The following is a 17,229-nucleotide window of genomic DNA, read 5'->3' on the forward strand; positions in this document are numbered from 1 at the left end:
TATTTGAAAGAAATGCAAATATTTATCCAAACAAATTAGATTGACGGAGGCGGGGCCCAACTGATGTTTGCTTAGACCTCATGAACACTCAAACAAACGAGGAAGTATAGGGAAAAACCCTGCCTTAAATATGGAAATGAAGATTGTTCAAGAGGATGGAACTGAATCAGAAGTTGGGGAATATGGTGAGGTCCTATTAAAAGGTCCTTTCGTGATGCTTGGCTATTACAATAACCCTTGTGCAACAGATCAAACAATAAAGGACGGGTGGCTTTATACAAGGGATATTGCTTACAAAGATGATGATGGCTACTTATTTATTGTTGATAGGAAAAAGGATGTCATTATACCTGGGGGCGTTAACGTTTATCCACGCGAAATAGAAGAGGTTCTTGCCAAGAATCCAGCCGTTTATCAAGCCTGTGTTGTAGGTGTTCCCGATCCAGTCTGGGGAGAAACCGTCAAGGCGATGATTGTTCTTAATGAGGATCAAACGATTGATGAGAAGGAATTGAAGAAGTACCTGTCTGGTTATCTAGCAGATTATAAAATTCCACGTATTTATTCTATAGTGAACGAGCTGCCACATAGTGCAAGGGGAAAATTTTAAAACATAAAGTAAAGGAGATGTAGGGAATGAATAAATCCACGATTAAGGAAGAAACAAAAATTGATTATTCCTTGTGGGAAAACGGGAACGATGCGAACTGGTATAGCGATGATCCAATTTTAACAAGATATGCAGAACGATATTTATCAGAGGCTGTCCTTCATTACGTCGAGGAACAATTTAAGAAAACAGGTGCCCTTGCAGCAGGTCCTATGGATCGTAGGGCTGTTCATACTGATCGCGAAGGTGCGCCGAAATTAATCAGGTATAATAAGAAGGGCGAAGAAATTAATCAAGTCTGGTATAACGAAGGGTACAGGCAAACCGTCAAGGAAGGGTATGGTACAGGTGTTGTCGCCTATCGTTATGATCAAAATGCACCTGAAAAGATCCCATTTTTGGTTAATACCATTTTAATATATTTATTGTGCGAAACCGAACCGGGATTTACTTGTCCAGTTGGTTTATCCCAATCTACTGCTTTTGTTCTAGAAAAGTTCGGTTCAGAGCAGCAAAAAGCCGAGTACTTATCCCGTCTCGCATCCTGGGATTCTGACAATTTTGCTGAAGGTGCTACGTTTTTAACAGAAATTCAAGGTGGTTCCGATGTAGGTGCCGCCCAAACTAGGGCGATTAAAAATGGCGATCATTATTTGTTATCTGGTGAAAAGTGGTTTGCCAGTAACTGTGATGCTGAAGTAGCCATTGTGTTAGCGCGCGTCAATGATAAGCCATCCACGAAAGGTTTGGGGCTATTCCTTGTCCCACGCACCTTACCAGATGGAAATAGAAACAATGTAACGATTCGCCGTCTGAAAGATAAACTTGGTGTCCGTGCGGTTGCCAGTGGTGAGTTGATTTTAAATAATGCCATTGGATACCTGATTGGCGAGGAAGAAAAAGGCTTCAAATATATGGCTGAGGCTTTGAATGTATCCCGTCTTGGGACTGGATTAAGTGGCATTGCTATTGCAAGAAGAGGCTTTCTAGAAGCGGCCATTTATACTGCCAATAGGGAAGCGTTTGGTCAATCGATTAATAAATACCCAATGGTCAGAGAAACATTGGTTAATATGATCACAGAAATAGAAGCGGGGTGGGCTACAGCAGCACAAACCATAAAACTTTTCGACGAAGTGCACACGTACGATATTAGAAATGAAAGTAATTATTCTTTGTTACGCATATTACTTTCTTTATTAAAATATCGTGGCAGTGAGTTAGGTGTTTCTGCTGCCAAAGACGCCCTAGAACTTCACGGAGGCAACGGGTATATTGAGGAATATGTGACACCTAGATTAATTCGTGATGCCATCGTCAATCCTGTTTGGGAGGGAACAGCAAACATCCAATCCCTTGAAGTGTTGAAAACGCTATCGAAGGTCGGCAGCAGTGTATTCGTTCACAATCTTAGGGATGTATTAAATACTATTTCTCATCCAGCGGTTCAAGATTTAACATCATTTTTTAATAGAGAAATAGAACGTCTTGAAAAATTAATTGACCACGTATTAAACCAGGATGATTACACACAAAATGCATTAGCGAAAAAATTAGCAGACATTATGTATGATGTTTTCTCTGGGGTTTATTTACTCGAAGAAGCTCAATACGATTTAAATCAGAAACAGGATGGCCGTCGCGTTTTGGCAGTGGAGCAGTGGATTCGATTAAAATTTGATCAATCGGGGGATAAAGGGATCCTAGCAAACTTTAGTGTATCGGATGACCTATTCGAATCCTTGGTTTGTTTCGAAAAAAAGGCCATCTAATATCAAAATAACTTATAGAATGATAAAGGAAAACTCGTCTGATTTTTGACGAGTTTTTTTATTTTTATAATCAACTTATCAGTTAGTTAAGGGACAATATTAGCAAAACAAATATTTATATGATATATTACCAGTAACTTATTAAACAACTTTAAAAAGTATTTTAAAAAGTGATCTTTGGTGGTGAATTCAATGAATGAGATATTAGCTACTCCAAAATCTATGAAGAAGATCATCCTTCGGGGTATTCGTTCAACTCTTTTGGAGCTTGGTAGTGCAACAAAACTAGAACTAAGCGATAATTTAGAAATTAGCATTCCGACAATAAGTAAGTTCTTAGTACAGATGGAGAAGGATGGGGAAATTGTTTTAGTCGGTTTAGATGATTCTAGTGGTGGGAGAAGAGCAAAAAGATATACATACAACCCTGAGTATATGTTAGGTCTGGCCATATTTTTAGAACAAACGGAGACTAACTATACAATTTTTAATTGTGTTGGAGAAGTAAAGGAACAAGGAAAAGCTCCGAGTGTATTAAAAGATGATGGTTTAAATTTATTAACTGAGTGGATTGAAAACATTATTACTAAATATCCCAAAATCAGTTCTATGGCAATTGGCGTTCCTGGTTCGGTTGATCGTGGACGAATTTTTTATATTCCAGGGTATGAGCAGTTTCAAAATTTTGATTTAAAAAGATACTATGAAGAACATTTTTCAATACCTGTTGTAGTAGAGAACGATATGAATGCTGCTGTTCTCGGATATCACAATACTAGAGGTATGAAGGACGAGCAATCGCTTATCTATTTGTATTCGGGTCAAAATGGCCCAGGTGCAGGAATTATGATCAATGGTGATGTGGTGCGGGGAAGTACATTTTTTACAGGAGAGGTTTCATTCGTCCCAATGTATGAGGACCGAAATTTCGGACAAGCACTGGCAAGTGGTAGTGGGTCTAAGAAACTAGCATTCTATGAGGATGATAAGATTGATGCGATTTGCAGATTAATGGCATCATTTGTAGCTATTATTAACCCCCATACCGTCATTTTTTGTGGTGATGAAATAGAAAAAGAATTAATAAACAAAATCGCCATCGGGTGCTCAAAATATTTTCCTTCAGAACATCTCCCAGAGCTTACCATAGGTGATTGGAAGCAAGATTATTTATCTGGATTACAGAGTCTTGGACTTGATCTCATGATGAATGGGACAATCAACTAAGGTCCGATTGACACCTAAATATTTAAGGCGAGGTTTAAACATGACAACATTCCTTTTAATTATCATTTATTTAGCTTTTATCAGCTTGGGTTTACCTGACTCATTGTTAGGGGCAGCGTGGCCTGTCATGCAATCAGATTTAGGGGCACGTCTTGATACAGCTGGATTCCTTTTTATGACGATTGCAGGCGGGACCATTATCTCAAGTTTAGTTAGCGGAAAAGTACTGAAACGGTTCGGGACTGGCAAGGTAGCATTTGTCAGTGTGTTGATGACAGCTTGTGCTTTGCTGGGATTTCATTTTGCACCATCGGTCGGTTGGTTAGTGGTATGTGCGATACCACTAGGATTGGGAGCGGGAGCAGTTGATGCGGGATTAAACGATTATGTCGCTGTCCATTATAAGGCACACCATATGAGCTGGCTGCATTGTTTTTGGGGAGTCGGAGCCACTCTTGGTCCTATCATTATGGCTCAGTTTATTTCGGACCAAAATTCTTGGAGAAACGGATATTTCGCTATTTCCGGAATTCAGTTTGCGTTAGTGATCATCCTTTTCCTCACTTTGCCATTGTGGAACAGAGTGGAAAAAAACAGAAATAACGACAAAAATAAGGCACCGGAAGATTCTTATGACCAAGATGCTAAAAATGTTCAACCTTTACAAATTAAAGGCGTAAAACTAGCTCTTGCAACCTTCTTGTTTTATTGTGGGGTTGAAGCAACAGTGGGCCTTTGGGGAAGCAGCTTTTTGGTCAATGTGAAGGAGTTACCCGCAGCACTTGCAGCCCAATGGGTTTCCTTTTATTACGGAGGAATCACAGTTGGTAGATTTATAACAGGCTTTATTACATTTAAGATTAGTAATCTAGCTCTTATTCGGACGGGGCAAATCATCGCATTAGTCGGTGCTGCCTTTCTTTTCCTGCCATTGCCATCCATTTTCTCACTTGTCGGTTTTATTTTGATTGGATTGGGATTGGCGCCGATTTTTCCGTGTATGTTACATGAAACACCGACACGCTTCGGGAAGAAGCATTCCCAGACGATTATGGGATATCAAATGGCTGTTGCTTATACAGGCACTACCTTTATGCCGCCGCTTCTCGGTTTCATAGCATCTCAATCAACAATAGGGATCTTCCCAATTTGTATCGTAATTTTTGTGGCAGTAATGCTTTTAAGTTCGGAAAAATTAAATTCCTTACTGAAAAAGAAGTATTTAATATAAAGGAAAGATACCAAGTTCAACAGAATTCTATAACCTTTAAAAGATTACCATTAAAATTTTGTTATTATTAGGTTAAGCAAGGTAAATAAACTTGATATAACAAGAAAATGACGTATGCAATTCATACGTCATTTCTTATGTCATTCAGTAAAACTTATTTCACTTTCTCTTCTTCCAGCTCCTGCAGCTTCCTCCACAGGATTTTCCCGCTGCCTGACATCGGCAGTTCTTCTAAAAATTGAACAATCCTCGGAACTTTATAGGCGGCCATGTGCTCTTTGGACCATGCGATAATTTCCTCTTCCGAAGTTCCTTTTCCTTGAGAGTTCAACACGATAAACGCCTTAACGGTCTCGCCGCGTCTTGGGTCGGGAACACCGATGACGCAGGCGTTCTGAACAGATGGGTGTTTATACAATGTATTTTCCACTTCCGCAGGCCAAACTTTGAAACCGGAGGCATTAATCATCCGTTTGACCCGGTCGACCAGGAAGAAATAGCCTTCTTCATCATAGCGGCCGATGTCGCCTGTTCTGAAAAATTCCTTCCCTTCAATCATTACAAAGGAATTCTTGGTTTCCTCAAGCCTGTTCCAGTAGCCTTTTAACACTTGCGGTCCATTGACAATGATTTCGCCTTGTTGGTCAGGGCCTAGTTCTTTTAATGTTACGGGATCAACGACGCGGGCGTCCACATCAAACTGCGGCACTCCCAAGCACTGCATCTTCGGGCGGTCAACTGGATTTTGATGCGTTTGTGAAATGGTCTCGGTTAGCCCGTATCCTTCTACATAGCGAAGCCCTGTCAGCTCTAAAAGCTTTTGGCCGACTGCTTCAGGAAGGGGAGCACCGCCGCCGCTAATCATCTTCAGCGAATCGATTGAATAGTCTTTTAGATTTGGGTGCGCCAATAAATCAACGACCATCGTTGAAATGTTCGTCCATCTTGTGCACCGATAGCGATCGATCAATTTTAAGGCAACATCCCGGTCCCAGCGAGTCATCATCACCATCGTGGAACCAAGAGAGATCGGTCCATTCATGTTATGCTGCAATCCGGTCACGTGGAAAAGGGGAAGTGTTGACAAACCAATATCAGCAGGTGTTGACTGTGACCATACAATTCCGCCTAGAAGAGTAGATTGCAAGGTTTTATGTGTGTGCATGCAGCCTTTTGGTTTGCCGGTCGTTCCCGAAGTATAAGGTAGGCAGCATAAATCATCGCATGTTGCCTTGCTAGGATCAGCTTCTAAGCCTGCTGTTAGTGCTTCATTCCAATCAATAATCGCTAATGATTCAAATCTTTCTTTTGGTGCCGCCACGGCAGGAGGGACAGTGTAGTCCAAACCGGTTTGGGCATAGTCCGAATAGGCTGCAACAATAATCTGCTTAAGAGGAGTGAATTCAAAACACGGTTCAATTTCCTGAATTAATTCTTGCCCCACAATCGCCACTTTGGCATCGCAATCTGATAAATAAAATGCCACTTCATCCTTCACATTCATTGGATTAATTGGCACTACGACAGCGTCCGCCCGTAATATCGCGTAAAAGGCGATAATGTACTGTGGTGAATTTTGCATGTACAGCATTACGCGGTCGCCTTTTGCTACACCAAGCTCTTTCTGCAGATACCCTGCTAGTTTGTTAACTTCTGAGTGAAGTTGTTTATAAGTTATTTCTGTTCCGTAAAAAACAATTGCCGTCTTATTCGGATAACGCTTTGTCGTCATTTCCAGGTTGTCGTAAATGGTTGATTCAGGAATCGGTAAAGTTTTCGGCAGCCGTTCTGGCCAGAATTCAAAATGACGTGTAAACATTGAACAAATCACCACCAAATAGATTTTGTTAAAAGCTTCCGTTGAAATCGTTTACAGTTATAATAATAATAATACATTAATTACAGAATATTCTAGTAATTAAATCAATTTTTTCCTCAGAAATATAATAACCTACAAAAATTTAAAATTATTTACAATACTCGAATTTTTTACAAAAAGGTAATTAACTATCAAAAGGCTTGGTACTAAATCTATCAGTTAATTCATAACCTTTTAAAAATGGGCCAAAGAGAATAGTACCAGATATGCATTTTTTTATGCGCTAATTTGAAAGCGTTGACATTTTAGGTGCTCGAGTCTTAGGTTATGGAGTATTTTTTTAAAAAAATTTCAATGGACCGAGGGTGAAAGGGGAGTATGGAATGGCACCTATTAATTCTGTTACTGGACAAGTTGAATCTTCCGAACTGGGATTAACGCTAATCCATGAGCACATGCGTATTCGCTCTGATTCTGTATTCGTGCAGTTTCCCCATTTGTATGATGAGGAGAAAGAGTTTGCTAGAGCAGTAGCGCAAGTAAACAAAGCAAAAGCACTCGGTGTGAAAACCATCTGTGATCCAACTGTCATGGAACTTGGCCGTGACATCCGCTTTATTGAGAGAGTCTCCCGCGAGACGGGGGTTCAAATCATCGCAGCAACAGGAATCTACTCCTTTCACTATATCCCACCTCATTTCCAAAATCGTGATATCGACTATATGGCTGATTTGTTTGTCCGCGATACTGAAGTCGGAATTCAAAACACATCCATTAAAGCAGGATTCTTAAAATGTGCCACGGATGCACAAGGGGTCACCCCTGATGTTGAGAAGGTTATTCGCGCCGTTGCTCGCGCTCAAAAAAGGACGGGTGTACCGATTATGACACATTCTCATCCAGGAACCGGAACTGGCTTAAACCAAATTGACATCCTTCTTGAAGAAGGAGTGGATCCGAAGCGGATTCTGATCGGGCATACAGGAGATACCGATAACATGGAGTACATATTAAAGGTGCTCGACCATGGGGTATTTATCGGCATGGACCGTTATGGCTTAACCGCTGAATGTACAACTGAAAATAGAAACACGACCGTCATCGAACTGGCGAAGCAAGGCTATGCAGACCGTATGTTTTTATCGCAGGATCATTGCTGCTCCTTTGATTGGTATCCTGAAGGACTACTTGAGCATGTGCTCCCAAAATGGACGATGACCTATGTGCTTGAAGAGATTATTCCAGAATTGAAAGTGAGTGGAGTAACGGAGGAACAAATTAACCTTATGATGGTTGATAACGCTCGCCGCTGGTTTGAAGGGAAATAAAAAAACGACCTTCCATCGTAATGAATGGAAGGTCGTTTTTTCAAAATAGGAAGTAAAAAAAAGGGTGTTTTCGTAAATATTGTTGCTTCTTTCTATAAATTTGACGTCGCAAACAATGATATTACCCTTTTTTGAGGTATTCTCAGGTTTTATTTGTAAATTCAGCGCTCTTATTTGCGATTTTACAATTTTTAATTGCGAATCTTATTTTCCAGCTCTTTTCGGTTTCTCATTACTAAAATCCAATACAATAACACTGCCCCACAACCGGCACAAACAATCACTACGCCCATCGGAATGGCCGTCTGTCCTCCACCTATTCCAACCAGGGGAGCGAAAAATCCACCAAAGGTAAATGAAGTAACACCTAGTAAGGCAGAAGCACTACCGGCATTTTTTCCTTGTGTTTGCATTGCCAGTGAGAATCCTGCTGTATTTACCATTCCTACACTGGATACAACGATTAATAATGGAATCAAAACGAAAATTAGCTTTGCCTGTAAAAATAAAAGCAGCAGTAAAATGATCCCGCCTGTTGCGGACATTCCTAATCCAAATTTGAACAGTTTTGCTTCAGGGATTCTCCCTGCCAACCTGCCTGTAGTTTGACTCATGATCATGATCCCAATGGCATTGATCGCAAAGATCAGGCTAAACATTTGCGGGGATGCACCATAAATATCCTGTACGACAAAGGGAGAACCTGAAATGTACGCGAACATGCCAGCAAAGACTAAACCCTGCGCTAAAGCATAGCCCATAAAGCTTCGATCCTTGATTAGGTTTAAAAAAGGGCTAAATGTATTCCTCATGCCTCCAGCGGAACGCTTTTCTTTAGGCAGCGTTTCGGGCAATCCAAAAAGAATGACAAAAAACATTACGATTCCAATGATACTTAAAACAATAAAGACACCTTGCCAGGGAAACGCCTTAAGCAGCTGCGCACCAATAATCGGAGCAAGGATAGGGGCAAGCCCGTTCACCAATGCAAGGAGTGCAAAAAACTTGGTTAATTCAGTTCCTGAATATAAATCTCTGACAATCGCCCTCGAAATCACAATTCCAGCTGAGCCAGCAAAGCCCTGGATGAGCCTCAATATAATTAATCCCCAAATGGAAGGACTAAATACGCATAAAAGGGACACGATAAAGTAAATCATTAAGCCAACCAAAAGTGGTTTTCGGCGGCCAGTTACATCACTGATAGGCCCAGTGAGCAGTTGTCCCGATGCTAAACCGAGCACGAAAAGCGACAGGCTGAGTTGAACAGAAGATGCGTTTGTATGGAAATCTTTTGCGATATTTGGCAGGGCCGGTAAATACATATCAATGGATAAAGGGCCAAATGCTGCAAGTGAACCGAGTACAATCGCCATCCATACTCGTTTGGAACGAGAAAGCACTTCTTGATTATCCTCTGTCTTTTGTATGAAATCCCCCATATAGTAAGTCATTCCTCCAGTTATGTAAATCTAATCTAAGATTTTATCATTCTATGTTAACAGATTATTCAATATTTAGAAAAGCGAAAGATTTATTTAAAATAGAAACGTAGATATAAATTTAGAAAACAGAAATATCGAGAGCTTGATTCCGAGAAGTTTGTTGCATTTTATTTAAAGACAGCTTCAAGAAGGAAAGAATAGCTTATTGTTGATCGCCTGTTCTGGAAAAAATAAGATAATTATGCGACTAATAAAGGGTATGGGTGACTAAAACCGAAAAAAATTCGTTAGTACGGTAGCCAATAAAGGGTATGGGTGACCGAAACCGAAAAAAATATGTTGGTACGGTAACCAATAATGGGTATGGGTGACCGAAACCGAAAAAAATATGTTGGTACGGTAACCAATAAAGGGTATGGGTGACCGAAACCGAAAAAAATATGTTGGTACGGTAACCAATAAAGGAGATGGGTGACTGAAACCGAAAAAAATATGTTGGTACGGTAACCAATAAAGCGTATGGGTGACCGAAACCGAAAAAAATATGTTGGTACGGTAACCAATAAAGCGTATGGGTGACCGAAACCCCAAAAAATGAGACAATCCGGTAACCAATAAAGGAGATGGGTAACCGAAACCGAAAAAAATATGTTGGTTCGGTAACCTATAAAGGGTATGGGTGACCGAAACCGAAAAAAATACGTTGGTACGGTAACCAATAAAGGGTATGGGTGACCGAACCCCCAAAAAATGAGACAATCCAGTAACCAATAAAGGAGATGGGTGACCGAAACCGAAAAAAATATGTTGGTTCGGTAACCAATAAAGGGTATGGGTGACCGAAACCGAAAAAAATATGTTGGTTCGGTAACCAATAAAGGGTATGGGTGACCGAAACCGAAAAAAATACGTTGGTACGGTAACCAATAAAGGGTATGGATGACTGAAACCGAACAAAATGGTTGGCAAGGGCAACCAATAGGCACCCAAGTGTTTGGGTAAATTTCCTAATTCAGATGGTATCTTAGAGACACATTGTTTACAAAAACAGCCAATCAAAAAAAGGCCGCCTTCCATAATCCAAATGGAAGGCGGCCTTTCAGATAGGGTTTAAATGGTTCCCCAAACATCCTTAGCAATATTTACTACATGTTTAATCTTATTCCATTGTTCTTCTTCAGTTAAAATGTTTCCTTCTTCCGTGCTGGCAAAACCGCATTGAGGGCTAACTGCCAAGTTTTCCAATGGAATGAATTGACTAGCTTCTTTAATTCTCGCTTTAATGGATTCTGGATCCTCAAGCTCTGGGAATTTAGATGTAAATAATCCTAGTACAACGGTTAGGTTAGGACGCTTGAAGCCTTTTAAAGGTTCGAAGTCACCAGAACGTTGATCATCATACTCTAAGAATAGCCCGTCCACATTTAGCTCAGCGAAAATGGCATCGGAAATTTGATCGTACCCGCCGCTTGTGATGTAGGTAGATCTGAAGTTGCCGCGGCAAATATGCATGGTAATTGTCAAATCTTCCGGCTTATTGGCAATGGTTTCATTGATTGCACTTACTCTGGTTTTAATGATTTCATGTATATCCAAGCCAACTTTTTCAACCACTGCATTGATCCGCTCTTCTGAAACAAAATCAATCCAAGATGTGTCGTCTAATTGCAAGTAACGGCAGCCAGCATCATAGAAAGCCTGGATGGCTTTTTGATAAGCAGCTACGGTATCTTTGAAAAACTGCTCACTGTTGCCATTGTAGTACTCATTGCCCTGAATTCTCGTAAACAACATGTTCGGGCTTGGGATGGAGAACTTCGCCACTTGGCTGCCGTCACCATATTTTTTAACTGCCTGCTTTAAGAACTTGAAATGCTCGAGCATATAATGATCATTAAAGTCGACTTTGCCCACTACTTTAATGGCGCTATTTCTTGTTTGGGCGCCTTTGAAGTTGCTGATATATTCATTTTCAAAGAACTCTACACCTTCCAAACCAGCCAAGAAGTCCAGGTGCCACCACGAACGTCTAAACTCACCGTCTGTGATGGATTTTAAGCCTGCCTCAATTTGGTTTTGAACCAATTTCTCAATTTCTTGATCCTCAACAACCTTCAGGGCAGCTGCATTAATCTCCCCATTTGCAAAAGCCTTTCTTGCTTCTTTAATTGGTTCTGTTCTAAGGAAACTCCCTACATGGTCAGCTTTAAATGGAGTTTTAACTAGTGTCGTTGTCATTAATTATTCCTTCTTTCTCGGTGTACTAAAAAACCCTCTTCTCATAAATAAGAAGAGGGGGTAATAGACATTACAAATCTCTTCTTATCTTCAAGCACTCGCTTCTGGAATTGGCACAGTACTAACGTGTCTGCTGCCGAGGCTTCAAAGGGCCAGTCCCTCCACCTCTCTTGATAAGAATATTCAAAAATATTTAATTAACAGTAAAGATACACCTGTTCTGATTTTCTGTCAACAAAAATCTGATGCACGGGGACGGTTCTCATGCCTCAATGATGCATGAGGAAATCCCGCTGCATTATGGATTCTAAAATCATGTCGTAATTTGTCGAAAAGTATATGAAAATGTACGCGTTTTCAACTGATATGATAGTTTTTATAAAATATTCTAAATATTCATCCCTTTGTGACTACCCAGGAAAAATGGATATATCGGTCTGTCAGGAGGTATATTAATGTGTCAGGAACTAAGAAACAAAAATGTAGAAGTAAATTTTGAAATACCAGAAAAGATATTACAAGGTTTTTTAGATGCTGTTGAAAAGAATGGTAAGTCAATGAATGACGTGCTACGGGTATATATGCAAAAATACATATGGAAACAAAGTGAATTACAAAGAAATAGACAGATGCGGCGTCAAAATATTGGGGCCAAGTGAAAAAATAATAGGAATATTAATATAGAAATGCTGTAACTAATATTATCAAATATTTCCGGAAGTGTTGAAATGTAAGTTTGACACCAATAAAAGGAACATGGTATATATTCAAATTATAATTATAATTATATAACTAATGAGCATAACCACAGGGGGAATTTAAAATTATGGAACATCGCAGCAAAATACTAGATTGTACGATCCGTGATGGGGGTTTAGTTAACAATTGGGATTTCAGTGTCGAATTTGTCCAGGATTTATATAATGGACTAAGTGCGGCCGGCGTTGAGTATATGGAGATTGGCTATAAAAACTCCGCAAAGCTACTGAATGCAACTGAGCCTAATCCATGGAGATTTCTAGATGATCAATTTCTGAAAGAAATCATTCCTGAGAAAAAGTTCACGAAGCTATCTGCTCTCGTAGATATTGGTCGTGTCGATCCCAACGATATCCTGCCTCGCGAGCAAAGTGTGTTGGACATGATCCGGGTAGCCTGCTATATCCGTGAAGTGGACAAAGGGCTGGAGCTTGTCCAAATGTTCCATGATTTAGGATATGAGACTTCACTCAATATTATGGCTTTGTCCAGTGTGCCTGAACAGAAGCTTATTGAAGCCATGGAAATGGTCAAAGAAAGTCCAGTAGATGTTGTGTATATTGTTGACTCTTTTGGAAGTTTAGATCCGGCAGATATTGCGCATCAAGTGAAAAAGTTTCAAGCTATGCTCCCTAACAAGCAGCTTGGTATTCATACACATAACAATTTGCAGTTAGCATTTGCCAATACATTGACTGCACATCAAAATGGAGTTACCTTCCTGGATTCATCTGTTTACGGCATGGGACGGGCGGCAGGGAACTGCAATACAGAGCTTCTTGTCAGCTACATAAAAAAACCCAGCTATGAACTTAAACCGTTACTTGGTGTAATCGAAAAGCACATGTTAGAAATGAGAGAAAAATGGGAATGGGGCTATATCATTCCTTATATGATCTCTGGTGTCCTTAATGAGCATCCGCGGGTGGCAATGGCTTATCGAAATAGTGATGAGCGTGACAAATTCGTTGACTTCTATGACAAGGTAACAACACCTGAAGCAACTTTAGCAACTACAACTAGGTAGTTAATTAAATCTACAGCCGCCTGCGGGCGGTTCTTTTTTTAGGGACTAAAGCAACTGGGCAGATTAGTAGCGAAAATACATCGGATTTGTAATCATAGAAAGAAGATTTAAGACTTATGGAGAGTGAAACCGATAATGGATAAAAAACAGATTGAGTATAAAATTTTAGAGTTGAAAGACGAATACTTACAGTTGCAACATAATCTAGAAAAATTAGAGTATGTAAAAGGAAACATAGCACCGTTGGAAAAACGACTATCTGAAATTGAAGAGGAGTTAAATTCTCTTAATCAATTATTACGACAAATAGCGGGGCAAACACAAAAATAATAACTTCATTTCAAGAGACCATCGAAATAATGGTCTCTTTTCAATAGACCCGTATTAAACAGTTATAAAAGTACTTTTTCAGCGATAAGTCTATAGGATTTAATGCGGTCCTTCGGAGAATGAGTAATCGTTAAAATCATAATTTCATCCGCATTATATGAAGCTTGTAACTGCTCAAGTTTCCTTTTTACCTCCAGTGGATTGCCGATGATCATTCTCTTTTTCACCGCTGCTAGTTTTTCTAGTTCTTTTTCATTGAGTTCGTATTGCTTGGCTTCCTGGATAGAAGGCACATACAGACCTTCGCCATTTTCCTTTTGCAATGCCCAAATAAAATTACTCAACGCGATTTCCTCTGCTTTTTCAGTCGTTTCCGCACAAACCACTGAAACAGTTAACAATACATGAGGGGATTGACTGTGTTTATTCGGTTGAAAGGCATCAAGGTATTGTTGGATGATGTCTGCTCCGTCTTTGTCGCTCATGAACTGGCCGAATGCATATGCTAAGCCATGTTCAGCAGCAAGCAGGGCACTTTTTTTACTTGTACCAAGAATCCACGGCATTGGCGGCAATTCTGGCAGGGGAGAGGCCTTTACTTTTGAAAACTCGTGTTCTTCAGGAAAATCATTTTTTAAAAAGTGAAGCAGTTCTTTAACTAAGTCAGGCATTTTCCAAACCTGTTGTAAAAAGTTATCGGATAAAGCATTCGTTGCTTCCGCTGACCCGCCCGGTGCACGACCAATACCTATATCAATCCGATTCGGATATAGGGTAGCCAACATATTATAAACCTCGGCCAGCTTATATGGTTTATAATACGGCAATAATACAGCCCCAGAACCGATGCGAATCCGATTGGTATTGGCGCCAATATAACTGATCATCACTTCAGGTGCAGAGCAAGCCAGACCCGGCAAATCATGATGTTCGGAAATCCAATACCGTGTGTACCCTAACTCATCTCCTGCTTGGGCTAGCTTCAACGATTCATCCAATGCCTCTTTTGCTGTTTGGTTGGAGGAGATGGGAGATAGATCTAATATGCTTATTTTCACTGCGCGATGCCTTCTTTCTTAATTCTTCAATTCAAGCAAAGTTAATGTAAAAATCCCTACTTGTCCTTTTTCATATAAGTTCGTGATCGAAGTGGAATATTGCTGAATGGTGCCTCTAAACACTAAACCTGTTTCAGGAACTTTTACATCAAAGGATCCTTCATATAACAACACTGTAGTGTCGTGGTACTCCTCACTCATCACTTTAAATTCAATATCAATTTTATGTAAACCGTTCTCAATCTCTTCATTATATTTTTCCACACGAATGGAAGTATCATTTAAGATGATTTCATTAACCAAGGACACCACACCTTTTATGTTTGTATGAAAAAATAATAGCACTGTGCCAATAGGGGAGCAAATGAATTGGACGATCAGCTTAAAAAATTTCAACAGTCTTCTTATATAATAAGCCCATTTCAATTATAAATTTCTTAGCACATACATCGTTCATTATTTGGAAAAAAGTTCAGGTTGATGATAAATGAAAATCGCGGTATATTATAAATCCGTCACTTACACGAGTGACATAAGCTATGATTTATTTTTAGTTGACTTCAAGAAAATTAAAACTTTTTCTTGCAATGCAAAAATGAATGTGTTAATATAATAAATGTCGCTTCTGAAACAAATCATTAACTTCCTAAATTGGAAGAAAATGATGGTTGATAGATTAGTAGAAATGCGATATAATAAAATCCTTGTCGCTTAAGTGACAAAGATAGTTCTTTGAAAACTAAACAAACAAAAACGTCAACAAACAATAATATTCGTTTCGTATGAAACGAAGCCAACGTAACATTTTTGAGCTAATCAACTCAACTTTATTGGAGAGTTTGATCCTGGCTCAGGACGAACGCTGGCGGCGTGCCTAATACATGCAAGTCGAGCGAATCACTGGGAGCTTGCTCCTGGTGATTAGCGGCGGACGGGTGAGTAACACGTGGGCAACCTGCCTGTAAGACTGGGATAACTTCGGGAAACCGGAGCTAATACCGGATAATTTCTTCCCTCGCATGAGGGAAGGTTGAAAGTCGGTTTCGGCTGACACTTACAGATGGGCCCGCGGCGCATTAGCTAGTTGGTGAGGTAACGGCTCACCAAGGCGACGATGCGTAGCCGACCTGAGAGGGTGATCGGCCACACTGGGACTGAGACACGGCCCAGACTCCTACGGGAGGCAGCAGTAGGGAATCTTCCACAATGGACGAAAGTCTGATGGAGCAACGCCGCGTGAGCGATGAAGGCCTTCGGGTCGTAAAGCTCTGTTGTCAGGGAAGAACAAGTATCGGAGTAACTGCCGGTACCTTGACGGTACCTGACCAGAAAGCCACGGCTAACTACGTGCCAGCAGCCGCGGTAATACGTAGGTGGCAAGCGTTGTCCGGAATTATTGGGCGTAAAGCGCGCGCAGGCGGTCCTTTAAGTCTGATGTGAAAGCCCACGGCTCAACCGTGGAGGGTCATTGGAAACTGGGGGACTTGAGTGCAGAAGAGGAAAGCGGAATTCCACGTGTAGCGGTGAAATGCGTAGAGATGTGGAGGAACACCAGTGGCGAAGGCGGCTTTCTGGTCTGTAACTGACGCTGAGGCGCGAAAGCGTGGGGAGCAAACAGGATTAGATACCCTGGTAGTCCACGCCGTAAACGATGAGTGCTAAGTGTTAGAGGGTTTCCGCCCTTTAGTGCTGCAGCTAACGCATTAAGCACTCCGCCTGGGGAGTACGGCCGCAAGGCTGAAACTCAAAGGAATTGACGGGGGCCCGCACAAGCGGTGGAGCATGTGGTTTAATTCGAAGCAACGCGAAGAACCTTACCAGGTCTTGACATCCTCTGACACTCCTAGAGATAGGAATTTCCCCTTCGGGGGACAGAGTGACAGGTGGTGCATGGTTGTCGTCAGCTCGTGTCGTGAGATGTTGGGTTAAGTCCCGCAACGAGCGCAACCCTTGATCTTAGTTGCCAGCATTCAGTTGGGCACTCTAAGGTGACTGCCGGTGACAAACCGGAGGAAGGTGGGGATGACGTCAAATCATCATGCCCCTTATGACCTGGGCTACACACGTGCTACAATGGATGGTACAAAGGGCAGCGAAGCCGCGAGGTGGAGCCAATCCCATAAAACCATTCTCAGTTCGGATTGCAGGCTGCAACTCGCCTGCATGAAGCCGGAATCGCTAGTAATCGCGGATCAGCATGCCGCGGTGAATACGTTCCCGGGCCTTGTACACACCGCCCGTCACACCACGAGAGTTTGTAACACCCGAAGTCGGTGGGGTAACCGTAAGGAGCCAGCCGCCTAAGGTGGGACAGATGATTGGGGTGAAGTCGTAACAAGGTAGCCGTATCGGAAGGTGCGGCTGGATCACCTCCTTTCTAAGGAT

General features: G+C 41.1%; 13 protein-coding genes, 1 rRNA gene and 1 riboswitch. Of the genes, 9 read left to right on the forward strand and 5 right to left on the reverse strand.

Features of this window, described 5'->3' with window-relative positions:
- The first annotated feature begins 67 nt into the window (after positions 1–67).
- From KHA99_RS22705 to KHA99_RS22720, 4 genes are all read left to right on the forward strand, one after another.
- Positions 68–610 carry a class I adenylate-forming enzyme family protein gene (locus tag KHA99_RS22705; protein WP_249366822.1) on the forward strand — a complete coding sequence of 181 codons (543 nt, stop codon included), beginning with the start codon at positions 68–70 and terminating at the stop codon, positions 608–610.
- Positions 611–636: 26 nt separating this feature from the next.
- The gene (locus tag KHA99_RS22710) at positions 637–2,382 is read left to right on the forward strand and encodes an acyl-CoA dehydrogenase family protein (RefSeq protein ID WP_213119729.1); all 1,746 of its coding nucleotides are present in this window, start codon (positions 637–639) and stop codon (positions 2,380–2,382) included.
- Between the two features lie 192 nt (positions 2,383–2,574).
- A complete protein-coding gene (locus tag KHA99_RS22715) occupies positions 2,575–3,609 on the forward strand; it encodes an ROK family transcriptional regulator (RefSeq protein ID WP_213119730.1) in 1,035 nt (344 codons plus the stop codon).
- A gap of 40 nt (positions 3,610–3,649) precedes the next feature.
- The gene (locus KHA99_RS22720) at positions 3,650–4,840 is read left to right on the forward strand and encodes an MFS transporter (RefSeq protein WP_213119731.1); all 1,191 of its coding nucleotides are present in this window, start codon (positions 3,650–3,652) and stop codon (positions 4,838–4,840) included.
- A 154-nt stretch (positions 4,841–4,994) separates the two neighbouring features.
- On the opposite strand, the gene KHA99_RS22725 is transcribed toward KHA99_RS22720, so the two are convergent.
- Entirely contained in the window at positions 4,995–6,659 is a 1,665-nt protein-coding gene (locus tag KHA99_RS22725; RefSeq protein WP_213119732.1) for a long-chain fatty acid--CoA ligase, read from the reverse strand.
- 383 nt (positions 6,660–7,042) lie between these two features.
- Here KHA99_RS22725 and KHA99_RS22730 point away from each other — a divergent pair, with 383 nt between their 5' ends.
- Entirely contained in the window at positions 7,043–7,987 is a 945-nt protein-coding gene (locus KHA99_RS22730) for a phosphotriesterase family protein (protein ID WP_213119733.1), read from the forward strand.
- A gap of 191 nt (positions 7,988–8,178) precedes the next feature.
- Here the strand turns inward: KHA99_RS22730 and KHA99_RS22735 are convergent, their stop codons facing one another.
- Together KHA99_RS22735 and KHA99_RS22740 are read right to left on the reverse strand one after the other, a co-directional pair.
- Positions 8,179–9,441, reverse strand: coding sequence for a multidrug effflux MFS transporter (locus KHA99_RS22735; protein ID WP_249366823.1), 1,263 nt, complete (start codon positions 9,439–9,441; stop codon positions 8,179–8,181).
- A gap of 1,101 nt (positions 9,442–10,542) precedes the next feature.
- A complete protein-coding gene (locus tag KHA99_RS22740; protein ID WP_213119734.1) occupies positions 10,543–11,670 on the reverse strand; it encodes a 5-methyltetrahydropteroyltriglutamate--homocysteine S-methyltransferase in 1,128 nt (375 codons plus the stop codon).
- An 81-nt stretch (positions 11,671–11,751) separates the two neighbouring features.
- A riboswitch (SAM riboswitch) is annotated at positions 11,752–11,850 on the reverse strand.
- A gap of 275 nt (positions 11,851–12,125) precedes the next feature.
- On the opposite strand from KHA99_RS22740, the gene KHA99_RS22745 reads away from it, so the two are divergent.
- The 3 genes from KHA99_RS22745 to KHA99_RS22755 all read left to right on the forward strand — a co-directional run bounded on the left by KHA99_RS22745 (position 12,126) and on the right by KHA99_RS22755 (position 13,786).
- Positions 12,126–12,329 (forward strand): hypothetical protein, encoded by a 204-nt coding sequence (locus tag KHA99_RS22745; RefSeq protein ID WP_213119735.1) that lies wholly within the window; start codon positions 12,126–12,128, stop codon positions 12,327–12,329.
- 167 nt (positions 12,330–12,496) lie between these two features.
- On the forward strand, positions 12,497–13,456 hold the full coding sequence (locus KHA99_RS22750; protein ID WP_213119736.1) for an aldolase catalytic domain-containing protein: 960 nt from the start codon (positions 12,497–12,499) through the stop codon (positions 13,454–13,456).
- A gap of 135 nt (positions 13,457–13,591) precedes the next feature.
- A complete protein-coding gene (locus KHA99_RS22755) occupies positions 13,592–13,786 on the forward strand; it encodes an SE1832 family protein (RefSeq protein ID WP_213119738.1) in 195 nt (64 codons plus the stop codon).
- A 62-nt stretch (positions 13,787–13,848) separates the two neighbouring features.
- Here the strand turns inward: KHA99_RS22755 and KHA99_RS22760 are convergent, their stop codons facing one another.
- Positions 13,849–14,844 carry an LLM class flavin-dependent oxidoreductase gene (locus KHA99_RS22760; RefSeq protein WP_213119739.1) on the reverse strand — a complete coding sequence of 332 codons (996 nt, stop codon included), beginning with the start codon at positions 14,842–14,844 and terminating at the stop codon, positions 13,849–13,851.
- 18 nt (positions 14,845–14,862) lie between these two features.
- The gene (locus KHA99_RS22765) at positions 14,863–15,147 is read right to left on the reverse strand and encodes a DUF3219 family protein (protein ID WP_213119740.1); all 285 of its coding nucleotides are present in this window, start codon (positions 15,145–15,147) and stop codon (positions 14,863–14,865) included.
- Between the two features lie 524 nt (positions 15,148–15,671).
- On the opposite strand from KHA99_RS22765, the gene KHA99_RS22770 reads away from it, so the two are divergent.
- Positions 15,672–17,221: ribosomal RNA gene (locus tag KHA99_RS22770) — 16S ribosomal RNA — on the forward strand.
- Positions 17,222–17,229: the final 8 nt, after the last annotated feature.

The organism is Neobacillus rhizophilus, assembly GCF_018343535.1.
GTDB classification, from domain to species: Bacteria; Bacillota; Bacilli; order Bacillales; family Cytobacillaceae; genus Neobacillus; species Neobacillus rhizophilus.